At 69.6% G+C, this 19,216-nt stretch carries 14 protein-coding genes and 2 pseudogenes; 7 read left to right on the forward strand and 9 right to left on the reverse strand.

The features are described 5' to 3' along the window. Nucleotides 1–1,080 precede the first annotated feature (1,080 nt). Both ACWCQ6_RS22820 and ACWCQ6_RS22825 read right to left on the reverse strand, forming a co-directional pair. A complete protein-coding gene (locus tag ACWCQ6_RS22820; RefSeq protein ID WP_451091920.1) occupies nt 1,081–2,337 on the reverse strand; it encodes a PP2C family protein-serine/threonine phosphatase in 1,257 nt (418 codons plus the stop codon). A 626-nt stretch (nt 2,338–2,963) separates the two neighbouring features. Next, the gene (locus ACWCQ6_RS22825) at nt 2,964–3,344 is read right to left on the reverse strand and encodes an antibiotic biosynthesis monooxygenase family protein (protein ID WP_451091922.1); all 381 of its coding nucleotides are present in this window, start codon (nt 3,342–3,344) and stop codon (nt 2,964–2,966) included. 732 nt (nt 3,345–4,076) lie between these two features. Here ACWCQ6_RS22825 and ACWCQ6_RS22830 point away from each other — a divergent pair. Further along, the gene (locus ACWCQ6_RS22830; RefSeq protein ID WP_451091924.1) at nt 4,077–4,874 is read left to right on the forward strand and encodes a hypothetical protein; all 798 of its coding nucleotides are present in this window, start codon (nt 4,077–4,079) and stop codon (nt 4,872–4,874) included. 559 nt (nt 4,875–5,433) lie between these two features. Continuing rightward, nucleotides 5,434–6,462, forward strand: a complete 1,029-nt coding sequence (locus tag ACWCQ6_RS22835; protein WP_451091926.1) for an endonuclease/exonuclease/phosphatase family protein — start codon at nt 5,434–5,436, stop codon at nt 6,460–6,462. 228 nt (nt 6,463–6,690) lie between these two features. Here ACWCQ6_RS22835 and ACWCQ6_RS22840 read toward each other — a convergent pair whose 3' ends face one another. Continuing rightward, complete coding sequence (locus ACWCQ6_RS22840) at nt 6,691–7,224, reverse strand: helix-turn-helix domain-containing protein (protein WP_451091988.1); 534 nt, start codon at nt 7,222–7,224, stop codon at nt 6,691–6,693. Nucleotides 7,225–7,413: 189 nt separating this feature from the next. Here ACWCQ6_RS22840 and ACWCQ6_RS22845 point away from each other — a divergent pair, with 189 nt between their 5' ends. The 5 genes from ACWCQ6_RS22845 to ACWCQ6_RS22865 are packed head-to-tail and all read left to right on the forward strand — an operon-like array spanning nt 7,414 to nt 12,804. Beyond that, nucleotides 7,414–8,871: a Na+/H+ antiporter NhaC family protein gene (locus ACWCQ6_RS22845; protein ID WP_451091928.1), complete on the forward strand. Its 1,458-nt coding sequence runs from the start codon at nt 7,414–7,416 to the stop codon at nt 8,869–8,871. 49 nt (nt 8,872–8,920) lie between these two features. Next, a complete protein-coding gene (locus ACWCQ6_RS22850; RefSeq protein ID WP_451091930.1) occupies nt 8,921–9,859 on the forward strand; it encodes a dihydrodipicolinate synthase family protein in 939 nt (312 codons plus the stop codon). Beyond that, a complete protein-coding gene (locus ACWCQ6_RS22855; protein WP_451091934.1) occupies nt 9,852–11,054 on the forward strand; it encodes an NAD(P)/FAD-dependent oxidoreductase in 1,203 nt (400 codons plus the stop codon). Before ACWCQ6_RS22850 ends, ACWCQ6_RS22855 begins: the two co-directional genes overlap by 8 nt. Continuing rightward, nucleotides 11,051–11,341, forward strand: a complete 291-nt coding sequence (locus tag ACWCQ6_RS22860) for a 2Fe-2S iron-sulfur cluster-binding protein (RefSeq protein WP_451091936.1) — start codon at nt 11,051–11,053, stop codon at nt 11,339–11,341. Before ACWCQ6_RS22855 ends, ACWCQ6_RS22860 begins: the two co-directional genes overlap by 4 nt. Next, entirely contained in the window at nt 11,341–12,804 is a 1,464-nt protein-coding gene (locus tag ACWCQ6_RS22865; RefSeq protein WP_451091938.1) for an FAD-dependent oxidoreductase, read from the forward strand. Before ACWCQ6_RS22860 ends, ACWCQ6_RS22865 begins: the two co-directional genes overlap by 1 nt. Before the next feature lie 299 nt (nt 12,805–13,103). Here ACWCQ6_RS22865 and ACWCQ6_RS22870 read toward each other — a convergent pair. The 6 genes and pseudogenes from ACWCQ6_RS22870 to ACWCQ6_RS22895 all read right to left on the reverse strand — a co-directional run. After that, nucleotides 13,104–13,259: pseudogene (locus tag ACWCQ6_RS22870) on the reverse strand (mycothiol transferase); the annotation flags it as partial. A 255-nt stretch (nt 13,260–13,514) separates the two neighbouring features. Beyond that, nucleotides 13,515–13,757 (reverse strand): annotated as a pseudogene (locus tag ACWCQ6_RS22875) (YybH family protein); the annotation flags it as partial. A 327-nt stretch (nt 13,758–14,084) separates the two neighbouring features. Next, the gene (locus ACWCQ6_RS22880) at nt 14,085–14,867 is read right to left on the reverse strand and encodes a GntR family transcriptional regulator (protein WP_451091940.1); all 783 of its coding nucleotides are present in this window, start codon (nt 14,865–14,867) and stop codon (nt 14,085–14,087) included. A 288-nt stretch (nt 14,868–15,155) separates the two neighbouring features. Then, nucleotides 15,156–16,115, reverse strand: coding sequence for a sulfite exporter TauE/SafE family protein (locus tag ACWCQ6_RS22885; protein ID WP_451091942.1), 960 nt, complete (start codon nt 16,113–16,115; stop codon nt 15,156–15,158). Further along, nucleotides 16,112–17,539, reverse strand: a complete 1,428-nt coding sequence (locus tag ACWCQ6_RS22890) for an MBL fold metallo-hydrolase (RefSeq protein WP_451091944.1) — start codon at nt 17,537–17,539, stop codon at nt 16,112–16,114. The genes ACWCQ6_RS22885 and ACWCQ6_RS22890 overlap by 4 nt, the downstream gene beginning before the upstream one ends. Nucleotides 17,540–17,748: 209 nt before the next feature. Continuing rightward, nucleotides 17,749–18,951 (reverse strand): FAD-dependent oxidoreductase, encoded by a 1,203-nt coding sequence (locus ACWCQ6_RS22895; RefSeq protein ID WP_451091946.1) that lies wholly within the window; start codon nt 18,949–18,951, stop codon nt 17,749–17,751. Between the last annotated feature and the right edge of the window lie 265 nt (nt 18,952–19,216).

Here is a 19,216-nt window from a genome sequence, read left to right on the forward strand (position 1 = left end):
TCCCCAGCGCCAGAACCAGCCCGAGCGGCACCAGTACCCAGGCCGCGACTCTCAGCCCGCTGCCCACTCCCCGCTGCTGCATGAACACCCCTCCCTTGAACCGCCCGAGGCTGGGCGAACCAGCAGAGGCTAAACGGTCTCGGGGCAAAAACGCACCTCACTCCCAAGACCGCATAGGCCGGTGGAGTCTTGGGCCCAGTCAAGTGCTGGCGCAGGGGCCTGTAGCACCAGTTTGGAAGACGCCGTATGCAGACTGCGGCTGACCTGCCAAGTTCCTGACCTGGTCCGGAGCGCGACTGTCGCCGCTGTTCCCCGTGCGTCTCCGGAAGATCCCGCCGGACCGGGCATGGAACGGGCACGCCAGCCACACCCCGCTCCGCGGGGCTTTAAGGCGCCGCGCCCCGCCCGCCCGTCCGGCGCCAGGGCCGGACGGGCTGCCCTCGCACTTCTTCCGCTCCTCCCCGCATGACCAACCAGAAGATCATCCCACCTGGTCAGCCAACGTGACAGTCCCCACCTAAGGGCTGTCCCGTACGCTCCCCGCCGTAGACTTATCAGGGGAGCTTGAGCCTTGCCAGACGTCCACAGGCGGGCCCCGCGAGATTGATCCCGCCAAGGGCGGCAGGATCGAAGTTTCCCACGGCTCCGGCGATCGCGGGCTCTCTCTCCAATGAGCGGAAGCCTCTGCCTCGCTTTGTGAGCGGTGGAATCCCCTCAGAAAGGACGTGGGCCAGATGAGCCGCCTTCTGAGCCAGGCGCCCATCAGTGACATCACACTGGCCGCTTCGGCTGTGCGCTGGATTTTCCCCCTCGGTATAGCAGTGGTCGTAGTCGCTGTTCTGCTTGGCCTCGTCTGGTGGGACGCGCGCCGTCGGTCTCGGGCACGACAGCAGGGACCACGGGCCGAACGTTCCTCCCGAAGCAGCGAAAACTTGAGGGCTGCAGATGATTTCGGGGAAGGTCTCAGCCCATATGAGATCAATCGCCCCTCTTCGCCAAAGGACGTACCCAAGGATGACAACGGTGGGGCTTTTGGCAGTGGAGGACCCGGCGGCTGACGGGTCGGCGACATCGGCGGCACTAGAGATGGCGGCGGCGAGCTGAACTGCCCGGCGCCGCACCGGACTTGCTGCACGGGGCGAGGCGCCTCATCCGTTGCGGACGGTCGTCACCGTCTCCTCGATCTGGCGAGGCTCGTGCACTCGCCCCCTCCGGCTCGATGGGGAACTTGCTGTAGGTGTGTTGGAGGGCGATCACGGCGGCGTCGTCGGCCAGGTGCCCGCCGACGTGGGCGAGCAGGTCGGTGCGCAGGCGGCGGATCAGTGCCGAGGGGCTCTCGTCCGTCCAGGCGGCGGCGCGCTCGGCCAGCGGGTAGAAGACACCCCGGGCATCGCGGGCCTCGATCAGGCCGTCGGTGTGCAGCAGCAGCACATCGTTCGGCTCCAGCGTGAAGGTGTCGACGTGATAGTCGGGGCGGCTCAGCTCACCCAGGCCCAGCGGCGGCGCGGGCCGGAGAACAGGCAGCGCGATGACCTGCCCTGCGTGCAGCAGCAGAGGTGGTGGGTGCCCGCACGTGACCATCTGCGTCCGCGAGGTCTTGTCGGGGATGTCGAGGACGGCAGCGGTGATGAAGCATTCCCCGGCTGTCTCCACTTCGGCGGGCTCCGCCAGGTTCCAGCACACGCTGTGCTCCAGGTAGGCCATGAGGGCGGGCAGCGCGGCCTGTCGGTGTGCGGCCTCGCGGAAGGCACCCAGCAGCAGGGCGGCGTCGCTGATCGCGGTCAGGCCCTTGCCCCGCGCATCGCCGATGATCAGCCGGGTGCCGGTAGGGGTGCGGACGGCGGCGTAGAGATCACCGCCGATCACGGCATGCTCCTGCGCCGCCAGGTACATGGACGCCACCCGCAGTGGGCCGATCCGGCGTGGCAACGGCCTCATGACCACGTTTTGCGTGGCTTCCGACACTGTCCGCACTTGCGTCAGTTCACGGATGTGCCGCACCTGCAGATATCGGAACACGGTCACGATCACCGAGACCACCAGCAGGGAGATGATCTGCGAATTGAAGTACAGCGTCCCCAGGAGGTTCTCGTGTGCCAGGCCGATGCCCAGCAGGGCCGCCACCGCGGTGCCACCCATCACTCCGGTCAGGACGGGACCGGCGAATGACGCCGTGATCGCGGGCGCCACGATCAGCAGCGGCCCCAGCGGCACACCGCGCGGGCTCAGCACATCGGCCAGCACGATGGCCACGATCAGCCCGAGCGGGACTGCCAGCAGGGCATCGGACGCTTGCCGAGTGCGCCGCCAGCGCGGAAGCCGCTCCCGCAAGCCCATAGGCCCAGGTCTACACCCACGAGGCCAGCCGCGCAGGTCGGGTCTCCTGACCCCGGATGTCTGGACACACGAGACACTGGATCCTGAGGATTCGAGAACGGACATCTCGTGGCCATCAAGAACTACCCGCCGAAGTTCAAGGCGGACGCGGTCGCGCTGTACGTCGCGGCCCGAAACGACAATCCGGTCGGTCGCCGCCGACCTGGGGGCCAATCCGGAGACGCTGCGGAACTGGGGCAGAGCAGCCGGAGCAAGCCGTCCGCGGGGACGGCGGACGCAGGAACCCGCCCAGCAGCCAGCTCCGCTGGAGGTCGAGAACGCAGCCCGGCGGAAGAAGGTCCGTGAGCTGGAGGAGGAACGCCAGATCCTACGCAAAGCGGCGAAGTATTTCGACGGGGAGACGCGCTGGTGAAACGCTTCCAGGCGGCCGACGCCCGCCTGACGGGCCGGGATACGGGCCGTGCACCGAGATTCCCGCCGCCAGGTCACCACCGAGCCGGTGCCCTTGCGGATGATCCGCAGCATGCGCTGGCCCCCGTCGCCATCGATCTCGCGGACGCGTACTCCGGCCCCGGACTACCTGGCGGGACGGCGCTTGCCGCGGACCAGGAAGTGGCTTCGGCCGGTCAGCCTGCTGTCGAGCGCTGCGGGACCGACGCTCGCATGAACCCGTGGCTCCGCTCCACTTTCGCCACATGCAGCGTGTAGCTCTGGTACCACTCGGCTCGCCCACGCTTTTGCGCCGCGCGGTGCTCGGCGTTGCACCGCCACTCCGTGAGGGCGTCGGCGTCGCGGAAGTACCCGACGGTGATGCCCAGCCCGCCCGGAGTCTGCGCGTGGTCCATCCCCAGAAACCCTGGGATGCCCTTCACCAGATCTTCCATGCGTGTGTTGGTCTCGCTGTAGCCGCTCTGGTCCTGGGTTCGCACCGTAGTGAAGACAGCTACGTAGTAGGGGGGTTCATACGCCTCGACGGGCGCGACAGGCGCTTCCGAGTGATCGCTCATGGCGCCACCGTAGGCGGGATGTGCCCAACGATCCAGCGTCTTTCCTGAATGGGATACATGAGGGATCGGGCCCTTGACCGAAGCCGCCTGAGCTCTCCCCAAGCTCCCGGAAACGGCCATGAGCCCACCGGCTCACAGAACGGCGCAAGGGACGGGGAACACCAGGGCGAACGTTGGCTGATGCGGCACTGGACTGCCGCATCGCGTTCGAGCAGACAGAACCCGGAGCAGTGGAACGATCACGGATTGACCGGTGTGATCACGGTGTCGGAGCCTTCCTGGATAACCCCGTTCAGCGAGCTGAGCCCATTCGCGCTCGCCGAGCATCTCGACCGCGCAGGGATCGCAGCATCCGTCAGCTCGGGCGGCGACGCCTACGGCTGTAAGGATGGGGGTCACCGTCGCCGGGGCGGCCTTACTGGTGTTACGACTGCCCCCGGGTGTCCTTGCTGTTGATCTGTCGGTCACTCCGGCGGGGGGATGCGGTCCGTCGACCGCGCGGGCAGTGACCGAACAGGAGCCTGTTGTCCCAGGCACTCGTCACAGTCCTCTCCTCCCGCCCGGCCGACGGTCTCGCGCTGACCGCCGCTCTCCGCTGCCTCAAGCGGTACCTGGCCCGGGAGGTCTACCAGTACATCAAGACCAAGCAACCGCCTGTGAAAGCGACTCGCCGAACCGTAAGAGCGCCTGTGAGCGCGTCCATTGTCAGTGCAGTGCGCTTCACTGTCCGCCATGAAGCTCACGCAAGGCACCGTAAACGACCTGCTGGCCCAACTCGGCCCGGCGGACGGCTTCATGTACCTGCCCAGCAGCCTGGCCCCGCAGGACCTGATCGACCTCCTCGACAGCAGGTACGGCGCCCCGCGCACCCTCATCCTTGATGGCTCCACCGACCCGACGGTCGACGAGTCCGGGGGCGCGGCTCTCCTCGTCCCTTTCGAAGACCGGGCCGTGACGATTCGGGCATGGGCGTACGGGGATCAGTGGATCGGCGCAGGTACGGCGCGGGACGCCGAGGAGGCCGAGCGTCCGGTGCTGGTGGTCGCTCGCAGGGAGGTGCAAAAACCCTTGGCAGTCGCTCCGGACGAGGACGTCGACTGGATGGAGCGGCTCAGACGGATCACCGGCTGGACACAGCCCGCCCAGCGGCCGGACATGAACTGGGCGGAGGTGGAGTCGCGCCTGGACACCGCGCTGCCGAGCGACTACAAGCGCATGGTCGAGACGTTCGGCGAGGGCGCCTTCGACGGATACCTGGACCTGAATCAGAAGCCGTGGACGGGTCTCAGGGAGGACGGTCTGCTCATCTGGGCGGGCACTGAGCACGAGGACCTGTACTGCTGGAGGGTCGATGGGGACAACCCCGACTGTTGGCCTGTTGTGGTCCGGTCCTTCGACGGCGAGGATGTCCCCTTCGACTGCCAAGCCGCTCAGTTCGTCTGCCGCATCCTCATCGACCCGCACCACCCGTACACGATGGCCCGCTATTTCGACACGCATTGGTTCATGAACTACCGGGAAAGCGGCTGACCAAGCCCATCCGCCAACGCATCCGCAGCCTGGCCGGCAGCGCCTTCGGGGAACAGGGCAGAGAAACAGACTCGCCTCGGCGCCGCCACCGGGCCGGCCATGAAGAACAACCCGATCGATGTCCTGGAGTCCCTCGTCCGGGAGGCCGGCTCCACGGACGTGGCGGCCGGCGATCTGCGGCCGTGGATCCGCCACGTCACCGCCCGCAAGCCCGCCACGCCGGGGACGCCTCGTGAGCCGCACGCCTGCAAGCGTCCATGCTCTGCGGTTCATTGCGCTGCCGGTCAGGCGGAATCGGCGTCCACTTGTGGCTCGGCACCAAGGCCGGCCTCGCCGCCGCCCTCGGTCGCCGCTGGTTACTGCGGCGCGGCCGTACTGGTCCCGGCCGTGACGTGAAGCAGGGGCCAACCGTGCGGTCAGCATCGGCTGCTGTCGCCGAAGCAAGGGGTGCGATCGTCCCTCTCCGCGTGAGTGGAGGACATGGCACGCGCATGCGGGAACAGAAACTGATTCGCCTGATGGCTCGTCCTGGAAGGCGAGGCCGAGTGGATGGGAAGCCATGGTGGAGCGGGCGGACAGCAGTGTGACATCGACGGTGAAAGCAGCACCCCGGAGGGCGCGGTGCCGGGCGGGGCTGTGTGAGGGGCGCGTGAGGGACCGGCCGACCTGGACGCGGGACGGAGTCCTCGCCGCGCTTGCGGTGCTGACGGCCGGGCTGTTGGCGTTCCACCGGGCCGTCCCCAACTTTGTGGGCCGCCTCGGAAGTTTGCTGGAATCCTTCCTGCCCTGGCTCGGTCTGGTGGTCGTAGTACTGCTCGGCCTGGCGCTGCTGCGGCGTTCGGCCACCGCGCTGGTGGCCTTGCTGCTGCCCGTGGCGGCCTGGACGTACCTCTTCGGCGGGCTGCTCCTGCCCGGGGCGGAGCCCGGCGCGCACAACCTGGTCGTGGTGCAGCACAATGTCAGCGACGAGAACACCGACCCGGCGGGCACGGCCCGCGCCCTGGCCGACGCCGAGCCTGATCTCATCGCTCTGGAGGAACTGGTACCCCCGGCGCTGCCTGTCTACAAGAAGATTCTCGCCCCCGGCTACCCGTACCACACAGTCCAGGGCACCGTCGCACTCTGGTCAAGGCATCCGCTCGCCGATGCCCGGCTGTTGAACATAAAACCCCAGGGGATCGCGGAGGCCTGGAGTCGCGGACTGCGGACCGTGGTCCACACACCGCACGGCGAGATCGCGGCATACGTCGCACACCTGCCCTCGGTCCGGGTCAGGGCGAGCGGCCTCGCATCCTCCTGGCGCGACGAAAGCGCGGGCCTGCTGGGCAAGGCCATCGCCGCTGAGAAGGTGGAAACGGCGATCCTGCTGGGCGACCTCAACAGCACGGTCGACGACCGTGGGCTAACCCCACTGACCTCACAGATGAATGTGGCAGAACGGGGCTTCGCCTTCAGCTTCCCCGCCGCCTTCCCGCTGGCCCGGATCGACCAGGTCATGGCCCGCTCGGCGACCGTCGACCACATCCGCACCTTGCCCGCCACCGGCAGCGACCACCTGCCGGTCGCCGCCCGGATCACATGGGGCTGAAGGAACGGCCTCGGTGACAACAAACCCGCGTATGCGACAACCAGCGTGCTTCGGCACAGAGCACTGGATCCACCTGCAGAAGACCAACCGAGGGGACGAAGCGCCGGACTGTGGTCATGGGGTTTCAGCGCCAGGCGTGGCGGATCTTCAATCGTCCGAATCCTCTGGTCCCGGAGATTCGATTCTCCGGCCCGCTGGGGCGGGAACGCCGCGGGGCCCTCGATGCGGTCAGGGCGTGGGTGGTGTCACCGACGTCAGGTAGGTCGCCGGCTCGTCCGTATTGTTGGTATACCGGTGGGGTCGTGTGGCGTCGAAGGTCAGTGCCTCACCCGCCTGTACGTCGTAACGCTGATCGGCGACGTGCACGGTGACCGTGCCGGTGATGACGTAGGCGCACTCGACCGCGGCATGGCTCCACCCCTCGTCACTCGAGGCCTGGCCCGGTCCGAGGGTGCCGAGGAGGACTTCGAGCTGGCCGTTGCTCGGGGTCAGGCGTTCGTACTGCACGAGGCCCTTCGGCATGAGCAGGCGGGGGCGTTCGTGCGGGCGGCTGTGGTGGGCCGTGAGCGGGGCCTGGCCATGGAACATCGCGGCGGTCGACGGGCCGAAGACGGTGCTCAGGGCACGGAGGGTCTTGAGGCTCGGCTCACGGACGCCCCGCTCGACCTGGCTGAGCAGGGTCGCGGACAGGCCGGTCTGCGCCGCGAGGTCGCGCAGGCTGAGTCCCGCTTCCGTCCGCAGGGTGCGTAGCTGGTCTCCCATCACGGCGGTCAGCCTAGCGGAGCCGTGCACTCTTGTGTACGCGAGTTCATGGGAGGCCTTGGACGCGCCAGCACGTTTTTGCTGGAGAGTCAATGGGTTGACAGAAGAGGCGCCGTGCATTTTTGTGTACTGGTGTAAATAAGTACACGCCTGGGTTGTCCTCGGCGTTTTGGAGAGAGGTACACCGCCATGAGCGCCGACCAGCATCTGGTCTTCCGCGGAGGAAGGGTGATGGCGTTCGTGCCGGTCGCCGTGTTCCTCGCGTTCTGTGTCGTCTTCTTCGTCGTGTTCAAGACGTTCGACATGACCGCGCTGGCCGCGGGGGGTGTCGTCGCGCTGCTCGTCGGCGCGCTGTTCGCCAAGCCGTATGCGGCGTACTGGTCCGCCGTGACGAAGGGGATCGGATCGTCCACCGCGGTGACGATCGTGATGATGCTGTTCTGCGTGGGGCTGATGTCCGCCCTGATCAAGGAGACCAACGTCTCCGGCGGGTTCGTGTGGCTCGCCGAACTCCTCGGCGTCAGCGGTGGCACCTTCACCCTGTTCACGTTCATCGCGGTGTGCATCATCTCGATGTCGACGGCGTCGTCCATCGGGACGATGTTCACGGCGTTTCCGATCTTCTACCCGGCCGGTGTGCTCCTCGGCGCCGATCCGGCGTTCCTCGCCGCCGCGATCATCTCCGGCGCGATCTTCGGAGACAACGTCGCCCCGATCTCCGACACGACCGTCATCTCGTCGTCGACGCAGACGTTCCGCCGGAAGTCCGGCACCGCGGACATCGCCGGCGTCGTGCGGAGCCGCGCCCGCTTCGCCTTCACAGCGGCAGCCGTCTCGGCCGTCGGGTTCTTCGCGCTGGGGTCGTCCGGCCACTCGACCGACTCGGCACACTCGCAGAAGCTGCTGGAGCAGGCCTCCGACCCGCTCGCGCTGGTGATGCTCATCCCCGTCGCGCTCATGCTCACCGTGGCGCTGCTGACCCGCGACATCTTCAAGGCGGTCACGGTCGGGCTGGCGACCGGGATCATCACCGGCCTCGCCTCGGGCCTGCTCACCCTTGACGGCATCATCGGCGTCACCGACGGGGCGCCCACCGGATTCCTGATCTCGGGCGTCAGCAACATGCTCAGCGTGATCGCTCTGGTGGTGACCGTGTTCGGCATCATGGGCGTCCTCACCGCCGCGGGCATTCTCGACTGGCTGGTGACCGCCCTCACCCGCAGCCGCCTGTCCAGCACCCCGCGCGGTGCGGAGTTCGCGATCGGCATCGGCATCTCGGGCACCACGCTGCTGTTCGGCGGCGTGAACTCGGCCGCCATGCTCACCTTCGGCCCGGTTGCCGACGAGATCGGCGCCCGCGTCGGCCTGCACCCCTACCGCCGGGCGGTCGTCATGGACTGCTTCGCGATGGGGCTCGCCGCCATCGTCCCCGTCCTGAGCTCCTATCTGTTCATCGGCGCGCAGCTCACCACCGGGATCAAGGGCGTTCCCGCCCTGGCCACGACGGAGATCTTCGTCGCGATGCTCTACCCGCTCGTTCTCACCGTCGTCATGGTCGTGGCGGCCGCAACCGGCTGGGGCCGCCGTTTCGAGGGCGCGGACGGTGTCGAACTGAAGGAGCCCGAGCGCACGCCGGCCCTGGTCTGAGCAACACCCCCCGGCAAACACCGCAGGACGACCGGTCATTGGAGGACCCATGGATCGCAACACAGTCAACTGGCGCGGCTATATCCCCGCCATCACCACACCGTTCACCCGCGACGGCGCGCTCGACATCGACGCGTTGCACGTGCAGGTGGCTTGGCTCGCCGACGAGGGCATCCAGGGGACGATCCTGGCCGGCACCAGCGGCGAGTGGTTCTCCATGTCCGTGAAGGAACGCGCGGAGCTGTTCGCGGCGGGCGCCGAGCACCGCAGCGACGCCTTCCCCGTCCTCGGCGCCTGCAACGCGTTCACGCCGGACGAGGCGGTCACCCACGCCCGTGCCGCCGAGGCGGCGGGCCTGGACGGCATCCTTCTCACTCCTCCGCCCTACATCGTGCCCAACCGGAAGGAGATCGTCGCGTTCTACCGGGCGGTGAGCGATGCCACCGACATCCCGATGACCGTGTACAACTGGCCGCGGGGCTGCGTCGTGGACATGGACGTGGACCTGCTGGCCGAGCTCGCGCAGATCGAGAACGTCGTCGCGGTCAAGAACTCGACGGGAGACTTCGCGAGCTTCCTCGCCGGGATGTACGCGCTGGAGGGCGAGGTGCGCTACTTCGGCCTGCCCACCAACGCGCTCGGCGCCGACCTCGCGATGCTCGGCCACGGCGACGGCCTGATGGGAACGGGCGGCATCCTCGGCCGCGACCAGGCCGACTTCTGGAACGCCGTCGACGCCGGGGACCGGGAGCGCGCGGTTCAGCTGGGCCGCAGGGACCGCGTCTACATGGACGCGTGGTTCCGTCCCGACTACGGCGTGCAGTTCGGCAACCAGCAGGCGATCATCAAGACCGCGCTGCGGCTGCGCGGCATTCCCGCGGGGTTCGTGCGGGCGCCGCTGCTCGAGCTCGCTCCGGACGAGGTCGCCCGCATCGAGGCGACCCTGCACGAGCTCGGCATCGAGACCGTCCCCCTCGCCGATGACTGAGCGCTACGACGTCGTCGTCGTCGGCGGCGGCCTGCTCGGCTGCCTCACGGCGTGGATGGCCGCCCGCGACGGTGCGCAGGTGCTCCTGGTCGACAAGGACCAGGTGAACCAGCACGCCTCGGGACAGAACGCCGGGAGCCTGCACTTCCAGCTCGAATACCGGATGGTCGAGGCGGGCGAGGAGGCCGCACGCGTCGCGGCCGAGGCGATGCCGCTGCATCTGGACGCCGCCGCGATGTGGGCGCGCCTGGAGGACGAGATCAAAGAGCCGCTCGGCGTGCGCCAGACGGGCGGGCTCATGGTCGCCGAGAACGCCGACCAGGTCGGGATGCTCGAGTTCAAGGCGGAGCTGGAACGCTCCTGGGGCCTGGACGTGCGTACGCTCGACCGCACCGCACTCGACGACTTCGCACCGTACCTGTCACGGGACATCGTCGCGGCCAACTACAGCCCGCTGGAGGGAAAGGCGGACGCCCGCATCGCCGCTCCCGCGGTCGGCCGTGCGGCCGTCGCGGCCGGGGCGACGGTGCGTGCACGCTGCCGCCTGGCCGGCGCGCACCGCGTCCCGGCCGGGTGGGACATCACCCTCCAGGAGACCGGCCGCGCAGGAGAGGAACGGACCCGCACCGTGCGGACCGCCGCGGTCGTGCTCGCCGCCGGTGTGTGGACGACCGAGCTCGGCAGGGTCTTCGACGCCGACCTGCCCACCGTCCCCCTCGCCCTCACGATGACCGTCACCTCGAAGGTCCCCCGGTTCATCCCCCACCTCGTCCAGCACGCCGGCGCGCGCCTGTCGCTCAAGCAGTCGCTCGACCACACGGTCCTCATCGGTGGCGGATGGCCGGCCCGGCTGATGAGGGACGCGGACGGCGTCCCGGCGTTCGACCGCAAGCACCAGCTCATCCCGCAGTCGATCGCCGGCAACGCACGCGCGGCCGTGAACACCGTCCCGGCGCTGGAGCGGGTGCCCGCCGTGCGCAGCTGGGTCGGCGCGACCACTGTGGCACCCGACCAGCTCCCGCTCGTCGGCGCGGTCAAGGGCGCGCCGGGCGTGTTCGTCGCCACCGGCGGATCGGCGTTCACCCTCGGGCCGAGCTTCGCTCGGGTGCTAACCGGCCTCATCGCCGGGCGCTCACCCGATATCGACCTGGCACCCTACGATCCGGCCCGCTTCACGGAAGGGAGCACCTCATGACGACGGGCGATGCCTGGCGCCGCACCGCACACGAGCGCGGCGACGCTGTGACGATCAGCGTCGACGGCGAGCCGGTCCGCGCCTGTACGGGCGAGACGGTGGCCGCGGCCATGCTCACCGCAGGGGCCGCGTTCGAACGAGACCGCAACCTGGCCCCCCGGGCGCCGCTGTGCAACATGGGCACGTGCTTCGAGTGCGCCGCCACCGTCGACGGCCGGCCGCTGACCCGCACCTGCCTCGTGCCGGCGCGCGCGGGCATGATCATCGACACGCCAGGGAGGCTGTGATGTTCGATCTCGCGATCATCGGCGCGGGTCCGGCGGGCATGTCGGCGGCGCTCACCGCAGCCGATCACGGTCTGACGGTCGTCGTCATCGACGAGCAGCAGCGGGCGGGCGGGCAGATCTTCCGCCAGCCGCCCCAGACTTTCGCGGGAAGTGTCCTGCACCCCACCGCCGGCTACGGCTGGGCCACCGATCTCATCCGGCGCTTCGAGACGGACCCGCGCCTGACGACGGAGTTCGGTTGGTCGGCGATCGGTGTCCTGCACGACGACGCGACCCCGGACGTTCTGCGTGTGGCGATCAACCACCCGGAACACGGCACTCGCGTGATCGGCGCGCGTCGGCTGCTGATCGCCACCGGCGCCTACGACCTTCCCGTCGCATTCCCCGGCTGGACGCTGCCCGGCGTCATGACCGCCGGCGCCGTCCAGACCCTCGTCAAGGCACAGAAGATCGCACCCGTCGGTGACGTCGTGCTGGCAGGCGCGCACCCGCTGCTGCTGCTCGTGGCCGACCTGCTCGTGCGCGACGGCGTCCCGGTGCGCGAGGTCGCGTTCGCGCAGAGCATCCCCACACCGGCGGAGCTGCGCCACGCCCTGGGCGCCGTACCCGGTCATCTGCGGATGCTCGCGGAGACGGGCGCGATCGTGGCGCGGCTGGTTCGCAAGGGCGTCCGCGTCTCGCCCCGGACCATCGTGACGGCCGCCCACGGCACGGAGCACGTTTCCCGGATCGAACTCACCCGGGTCGACCGGAAGTGGAAGGCGACGGGCGCACCCCGGGAGGTCGCCGCCTCGCATCTCGTGCTCGGGTACGGCTTCTCCGCGTCGACGGAACTCGCCCGTCAGATCGGTTGCGACCTCGTCTTCGACTCGCCACGGGGCGGCTGGGTGGTCGCACACGACGAACGACTGCAGACATCCGTCCCCGGAGTGTTCGTCGCCGGCGAGCCCACCGGTGTCGCCGGCGCCGACCAGTCCCGCGCCGAGGGCACGCTCGCGGGCCTCGGGATCGCCGCCGGCCTCGGACGCGCCGTGCCCCCGGCGGCGTTCACCGAAGCGGAACACGGTATCCGTAGCGCGACGCGATTCTCCACCGTGGTGCAACGCATGTTCGAGCCGGTCCGCGAGGCACTCGGCGACCTCGCGACACCGGAAACCACGGTCTGCCGATGCGAGATGGTCACCCGCGGCACCCTCGACGACTTCCTCGCATCGTCACCGTTCGTCAGCAGCGTCAATGCCGTCAAGCTCTCCTGCCGCACGGGCATGGGCCCCTGCCAGGGACGCTACTGCGAAAGCAGCGTCGGCACGATCCTTGCCTCGGCACGCGAGCAGCCGATCGGCCTCGGCGGACGCTTCTCCGCCCACCTGCCGGTCAAACCCGTGCCCGTCGGAGACCTCCGAGCCCTCGACGCGGCCCCCGAGCAGCCCGCACCGGACGGACCGGACATCCCGTGTCCATGACCGGCGTGCCACGCCCGCCGCGAGGACAGCGAGCTTGCCGTTCAGCTCGGTGATCTCGGCCTTCGCCGCGCGAAGTCGTCTGCGGAGTCCGGGGGTCGTCTCGTCGCGGGCGACTTCGCCGGGCGTCCGCAGGACGGGATTCGTCGTGGCCGCCTGCGCCGGCGCACCGCTGACGACGGCGGCCCGCCCCCTCCTCCTCCGCACGTCCACCGCCCGCACGGTGTTGGTCACGCGCGGGCCACCGTGTGTGCGGATCGGGGGAAGCCGCGCGGCAAGGTTCGCGTCCCGGAGAAGGTGGATCAGCGGCCGGTCGTGCCGTCGATGAGTTCGCGGAGGATGTCCGCGTGGCCCGCGTGTCGGCCGGTCTCCTCGATCATGTGGGTGAGTGCCCAGCGGATGCTGGGAGCGGGGCGGTCCGGCCGTGGTCGGGGAACCGGTGCGCCGAGCTCGGTGCACCTGTAGAGAAGGCCTTGCTGCGCCTGCTGGACGCAGCCGGCCTGTGAATCACCCACCGGGTATCGGGCGGGATCCCCTCCTTCTGGTCCCCACCACGGCCATGGTGCAGCCTGGTCCCCGCCACGGCCATGGTGCAGCGAACTCCGTCGGCTCTGCTGCGGGGCGCGGTATCCCGGGACCGGTCAGGATGCCGTGACAGCACTCATGCCGGTGCAGGCGGAGGGCGGGCCGGACGGTGCTTGGGGGCGCGCAGGTCAGCGGGTGGGCAGGACAAACTCGGGCTGGTCGAGCAGGCGCAGCCAGCTTCCGTCAGGCTGACGCCGGACGACCTGGGCCCGGGCGCCGGCCCCGTCCTTCGGCGGGGTCGAGGTGAGGGCAATGTCGCCGTTGATCAGCGTCGGCAACGGTGCTTCCGGCTCGAAGCGGGGGCGGTTGGCCAGCACCTTTTCCCACAGCGCGCGGATCGCCTCCCGGCCCACCGTCCGGTCGCCGGGTGGGCTTCAAACTCCTGCCCAAGCGGGTACTGCTCGCCGCCTGACCTCACTGTCGGTGGCCAGTGCGAGGATCCCCCATCGGCTACGCGAGGAAAGATATGGGCACCTGGGACGTCGGCCCCTTCGACAACGGCCCACCCAAAAGTCGTCCCTGTACGAGTGCGCCGCGTGCTCGGCGACCAGCGCCGGCAGCAGATCGCGAGCCTGTGTCCGACGCTCGCGCAGCAGCCGGGCGTAGAGGCGTAGGCGCTGCGGTAGTTGCCGTGCCGCAGCGGTGGAAGCCTGGTTCGGCTCGCTCCGTCGGCCCCCTGGTGCGGAGCCGATCGCCGGTCAGGGCATACGGACCGGAGCGCCCAGCCGGTAGCCGTCGTCGGTGGAGAACTCGGCGGCGACGGCGAAGCGATCTGCTCGGACGAGCGTCTGCCGCCACTCGACCTGGCGTCGGCCGGTGTCGTGACCGAGCCTGTCGATCGCGAACAGCGCTGTGGACTCGGGGCAGTCGAGCAGGGTGCGCTCTCCGCGGCCGGGCGCGACGGCCCGAATGCGCTCCCAGCCGCCACTGATGCGCGTGCCGCAGTGGCGTTCGAGCTCGTCATAGAGCGAGGTGTGGGTGAAGTCGACATCCAGGAGCGGGCGGGCCAGGTCCGCAGGCAGCCACACGCGATCGACGGCGAGCGGGTTCTCGTCGGCGAGACGGAGGCGTTCGAGGTAGACGAGCGGTGTGGATTCCTCAAGTCCCAGACGGGCAGCAATGACACCGTCGGCGCGCTGGTCGAGGACACGTACGACGCTGCGCTGGACTGCGCCGACCTCCTCGACAGATCGGAAAAGGCTGTACGCCTCACCGACCTTCTGCTCCAGCGGGCGGCCGGCAGTGAACCGGGAGACCTTGCCGCGCCGGGCGGTGACGAGGCCCTCCGCACGAAGCTGACGGAGGGCCTCGCGAACTGTGTGCCGGCTGACCTGGTACTCGGCGACGAGGTCGTGCTCGCCGGGGAAGACGTCGCGGAACTCGCCGTCCTCGAGACGGCGCAGCAGGTCGGCGCGCAGCTGTGCCCATAGCGGTTTGCCCGCGGATCGGGTAAGGGGACGGGGATCGGGTCGGGAGGTCACCGGTGTCCTCCTGGGGCTCGGGGGCTGACGGACGCTACTGGCACAAGGTGAATGTTCGTACATTTGCAGGGGCGGTGCAAACCCGCGCTCACCGGCTCCCCCGGGCAAAAGTGCGGAGATCTGGCCCCAGGGGTGGCGGCCCGGCGTGACCGCCACCCGTACCGCCGGGCGGGTTGTGTACGCCAAAGGCCGCGCGACAGGCTCGGATGCCCGTCGCTCAGGCGGCAGCCGATCAGCGTGGGCTGTCACCCGTCGCAGGGTGCACCAACCGCGGCCGTGCGGGAAACCTCAGACGATCACGTCGATGAGCATGAACACAGCCATCGCGAGCAGCAGCGCGGCGAAAGTCCGTTGCAGGGCGGCGCCGGAGAGCTTGGCTGCCAGCCGCTTGCCGTCCCAGGCGCCGAGGATGGCGGCGCCCACGAACGGACCGAAAATCGCGAGGTCGAGGGACATTCCTCCGGCAGCTACGCGGGTGGCGAGGGACGCGACCGAGTTGATGAGGATGACCACGAGGCTGGTGCCGACGGCCGCCCGCATCGGCAGGCGGAGCACCGACACCAGGGCGGGTACGGCAAGGAAGCCGCCACCGACACCCAGCAACCCGGTCACCGCGCCCAGGCCAGCTCCGGCCGCGCCGGTGCGCAGGTACCCGGCCCGGCCGACGGTCCTCCCGTGGCCGTCGGCGGTGTCGGCGCCGCCCGCCTCTTCCGGCGCGTGACCGCCCGCACGCTGTGCGGTCACGCTGGTACCACCGGCCGCCCGGACGACGGTCGCATCCGCAGGCCCGGGCGGGCCGGAACGGGACGCGCCGGACCCCACCGCCGGCCCGGGTGCGGTGGCCTGCGAGGCCGCCTCGGACGCGGGGGCCTGGCGATGCTGCGCCGTGCGGAGACCGCGCAGCATCACCACGGCGGCGAAAGCGGCCAGGACGGCGAACGCAGTGGTCAGCACGGCCTGCGGGATGCGGTGGGCGAGCATGGACGCCCCGATGGCGGGTACTACGCCGGCCGCGGCGAACAGGACGCCGGTCCGCCAGCGGATGTTGCCGGTGCCGACGTGGCGGACGAGGGCGATGACGGAGGTGACGGTGACGACGACCAGACTGGTGGTCCCGGCGTCGGCGGGTGCGACGCCCAGGAGATACACCAGGGCCGGGACCGCGAGCACACCCCCGCCACCGCCCAGCGCGCCGAGAGCAAGGCCGACCACGGCTCCGCAGAGCAGGGCGAGGATCAGCACGCTCACGCCGGGACGCCGCCCGGGGTCGTGTCGGCGGGGTACTCGACCTCACCGCGCCAGGCGGAGAAGCCGCCGCGCAGGTCGTTGGTGTCGAAGCCGCGGGCGCGCAGTACGGACGCGGCCACCGATGAGCGGTTGCCGCTCGCGCAGAACACGGTCAGCGGCTGGTCGGTCGGCAGCTCGCCGAGGCGGCCGACCAGTTCGGGCAGCGGGATGAGGCGAGCGCCGGGGATGGTGCCGCTTTCACGCACTTCGCCCGGGCCACGCACGTCCAGCAGCTCGAAGCCGTCCGCGTCCTTGGAGAGCCGGTCATCGAGGCCTGTGGCCTCGATGCGCACGGCGGCGGTCAGGTATTCGGCGCCGACGGCGTCAACCGGGGTCGTCAAGGCGCCGAGGACGCGGTCGAAGCCGATGCGGGCGAGCCGGTTACGGGCCTCGAGCGCGGTGGCCGGGTCGCCGCACAGGGTGATGCTGTCCTGGGCGTCGAGCACCTCGCCGGCGAGCTCGGCGAAGCGCCCGCCGAGGGGGACGTTGACCGCGCCGGGCAGGTGGGCGGAAGCGAACGACTCCGGGTCCCGCGTGTCCAGGACGATGGCGCCGCGCGCCCGGGCGTCGAGGAAGGCGGCCGGGTCGAGGGAGACGACGGGGGTGTTTTCGTCCAGGACTGGACGGGCCTGGCGATTGCGCACGGATGTGAACGCGAAGTAGGCGGGCGCGGCGGGCTGGCCTTCGGTCACAACGGAGACGAACTCGTCCTCGGTCATGTCGGCCAGGGCGTAGTTGTTCAGACGCTGGTTACCGATCGTGCAGCTCAGCTCGGTCGAGAGGTTCTTGCCGCAAGCCGAGCCGGCCCCGTGCGCCGGGTAGACACGTGTGTCGTCGGGGAGAGTGAGCAGGCGCTCCCGGGTCGAGTGGTACAGCGCGCGAGCCATGTCCTCGGCGGACCGGCCGCGGGCGCTGAGCAGGTCGGGACGGCCGACGTCGCCGATGAACAGCGTGTCACCGGTGAGGACACCGTAGGGGATGGCGTCGCCGGCATGTTCGCGCACGACGACGCAGATCGACTCGGGGGTGTGGCCGGGGGTGTGCAGGATCTCCAGGTCGACCTCGCCGAGGCTGAGGTGCTCGCCGTCGTCCAGGGGGTCGGTGTCGAAGTCGAGCGTGCCGGCGGAGCCATAGGAGATGCGGGCGCCGGTGCGCTCGGCCAGCTCCAGGTGACCGGAGAGGAAGTCGGCGTGGATGTGGGTCTCGAGGACCCGCTCGATGGTCAGGCCGTGACGCTCGGCGGTGGAGATGTAGTCGTTGACATCGCGCTGTGGGTCGACCACGACGGCCCGGCCGGTGGTGCGGTCGCCGACGAGGTACGAGGCGTGGGAGAGGCAGTCGAGGTAGAACTGCACGAAGACCAGCGGTCCGGTGTGGTTCGTCATGACGGGCTCCTGAGAATGAGCGGTGACGGTGCGCCGGGGCATCGGGCCCGGGGCGCGGGTGACAGGTCGGGCGAGGCGCGCGCCGTCTGTGCGGCGCGGCGACGGCTAGGTGGCCGGAAGCAGGGTGGCGATGTAGGCCGGGACCGCGGGCGCGACCCGCCGGTTCTCCGGCCGGTGCGGCGGTCGGGTTCCCGCTTTCGGGCGTCGGATCAGGCGAGCCCGCGGAGCATGAGGTTCCAGTAGAGGAAAGGCAGGCCGCGCCGCTTGAGGTACCACATGTCGGTGCGTTCGCGGATGGTGTTGATCACCGGGATCGACGGGGTGGGCTGACCGCTGTAGTCGAACTCGGCAAGCAGCATCTTGTTGCGGGCCGTGGTCAGCGGGCATGAGGAGTAGCCCTGGTAGGTGGCGGTGGGTTCCCGGCCGTTCATCGAGGCGAGGAGATTCTCGACGACCACGGGCGCCTGCTTGCGCACGGCCGCGCCGGTCTTGGAGTTCGGGGACGATCCGACGTCTCCGAGGGCCCAGACGTTGGGGTACCTGACGTGTCGCATGGTGTGTTTGTCGATCTCGACGTAGCCGGCCGGGTCGTCTGCTCCGGCGAGCGGGCTGCGCTTGATCCATTCCGGGGCGCTCTGCGGTGGGACGAGGTGGGCCATGTCGTACGGCAGGGTCTTCCTGCCTCCGGTGCCCAGGTCGGTGACGACCACCTCGCGGGCCTCGGGGCGCACCTCGGTGACTTCGCTTCCGTAGTGGACGTTGATGCCGTACCGGCGGACCACGTCATCGAGCACGCGCGCGAACTCCGGAACTCCGAAGATGGCGGCACCGGGTATCACGAGGTGGACGTCGATCTTGCCGAGGACGCCCTGTTCCCGCCAGTAGTCGGCGGCGAGGTATGCAATCTTCTGCGGGGCACCGCCGCACTTGATGGCTCCCGTCGGCATGCTGAACACCGCGCTGCCCGAGCGGGTCCCGCGGATGAAGCGCCAGGTCGCGGGAGCAGTGCGCGGCAGGTAATTGCTCGACAGGCCGTCCTCGCCGAGCCCGGCCTCCAGGCCCGGCACCCGATCCCAGTCCAGTTGGATACCGGGGCAGACCACCAGATGGTCATAGGAGACGGTGCCGCTGTCATCCAGCGTCACTTCCTGGGCTTCGGGGTCGATGGAGACCGCGGCGCGGCGGATCCACCGCACGCCCTTCGGCATCACGGTCTCCTGCGGGCGGACACTCTCCTTCAGCGGCGCTCGTCCGCCGCCTACCAGCGTCCACAACGGTTGGTAGTAGTGGTGAAGGCTCGGGTCGAGCACTGCGACGTCTCTTTCACCGGCGCGGCGGAGCCGAGCCGCGACCGAGATACCTGCGGTCCCGCCGCCGATGATCACGGTCCGGTGGTGCTGCTTGGTCACCAAGGGAACCCTCCATCAAATGTACGTACATTCACGTTAGGCGGCCCGACCCCGACAAGCAAGCCGCATACGCAAATCTCGCAGAAAATTGTACGTACATTTGATTGCGGCCTCAGCTGAGCACCCCTCCGCCTCACGCGGCCGGACCCCACTTCCCCCTGGCCCGGACGGCACGCCCCGCCCTCCGGCAAGGATCTCCCCCGCAATCCGGTGCTCAAGCTTCCCAGCGGAAGACCTTCTCGCGGCCGAAGGCCGTGCGTCCGTGGCC

The organism is Streptomyces sp. NPDC001880 (assembly GCF_053594575.1).

Bases quoted from the DNA above. Each gene is read 5' to 3' on its own strand.
- ACWCQ6_RS22820 (WP_451091920.1), bottom strand. From the start codon at position 2,337: ATGGGCTTGCGGGAGCGGCTTCCGCGCTGGCGGCGCACTCGGCAAGCG.
- ACWCQ6_RS22825 (WP_451091922.1), bottom strand. From the start codon at position 3,344: ATGAGCGATCACTCGGAAGCGCCTGTCGCGCCCGTCGAGGCGTATGAA.
- ACWCQ6_RS22830 (WP_451091924.1), top strand. From the start codon at position 4,077: ATGAAGCTCACGCAAGGCACCGTAAACGACCTGCTGGCCCAACTCGGC.
- ACWCQ6_RS22835 (WP_451091926.1), top strand. From the start codon at position 5,434: ATGGTGGAGCGGGCGGACAGCAGTGTGACATCGACGGTGAAAGCAGCA.
- ACWCQ6_RS22840 (WP_451091988.1), bottom strand. From the start codon at position 7,224: ATGGGAGACCAGCTACGCACCCTGCGGACGGAAGCGGGACTCAGCCTG.
- ACWCQ6_RS22845 (WP_451091928.1), top strand. From the start codon at position 7,414: ATGAGCGCCGACCAGCATCTGGTCTTCCGCGGAGGAAGGGTGATGGCG.
- ACWCQ6_RS22850 (WP_451091930.1), top strand. From the start codon at position 8,921: ATGGATCGCAACACAGTCAACTGGCGCGGCTATATCCCCGCCATCACC.
- ACWCQ6_RS22855 (WP_451091934.1), top strand. From the start codon at position 9,852: ATGACTGAGCGCTACGACGTCGTCGTCGTCGGCGGCGGCCTGCTCGGC.
- ACWCQ6_RS22860 (WP_451091936.1), top strand. From the start codon at position 11,051: ATGACGACGGGCGATGCCTGGCGCCGCACCGCACACGAGCGCGGCGAC.
- ACWCQ6_RS22865 (WP_451091938.1), top strand. From the start codon at position 11,341: ATGTTCGATCTCGCGATCATCGGCGCGGGTCCGGCGGGCATGTCGGCG.
- ACWCQ6_RS22890 (WP_451091944.1), bottom strand. From the start codon at position 17,539: ATGACGAACCACACCGGACCGCTGGTCTTCGTGCAGTTCTACCTCGAC.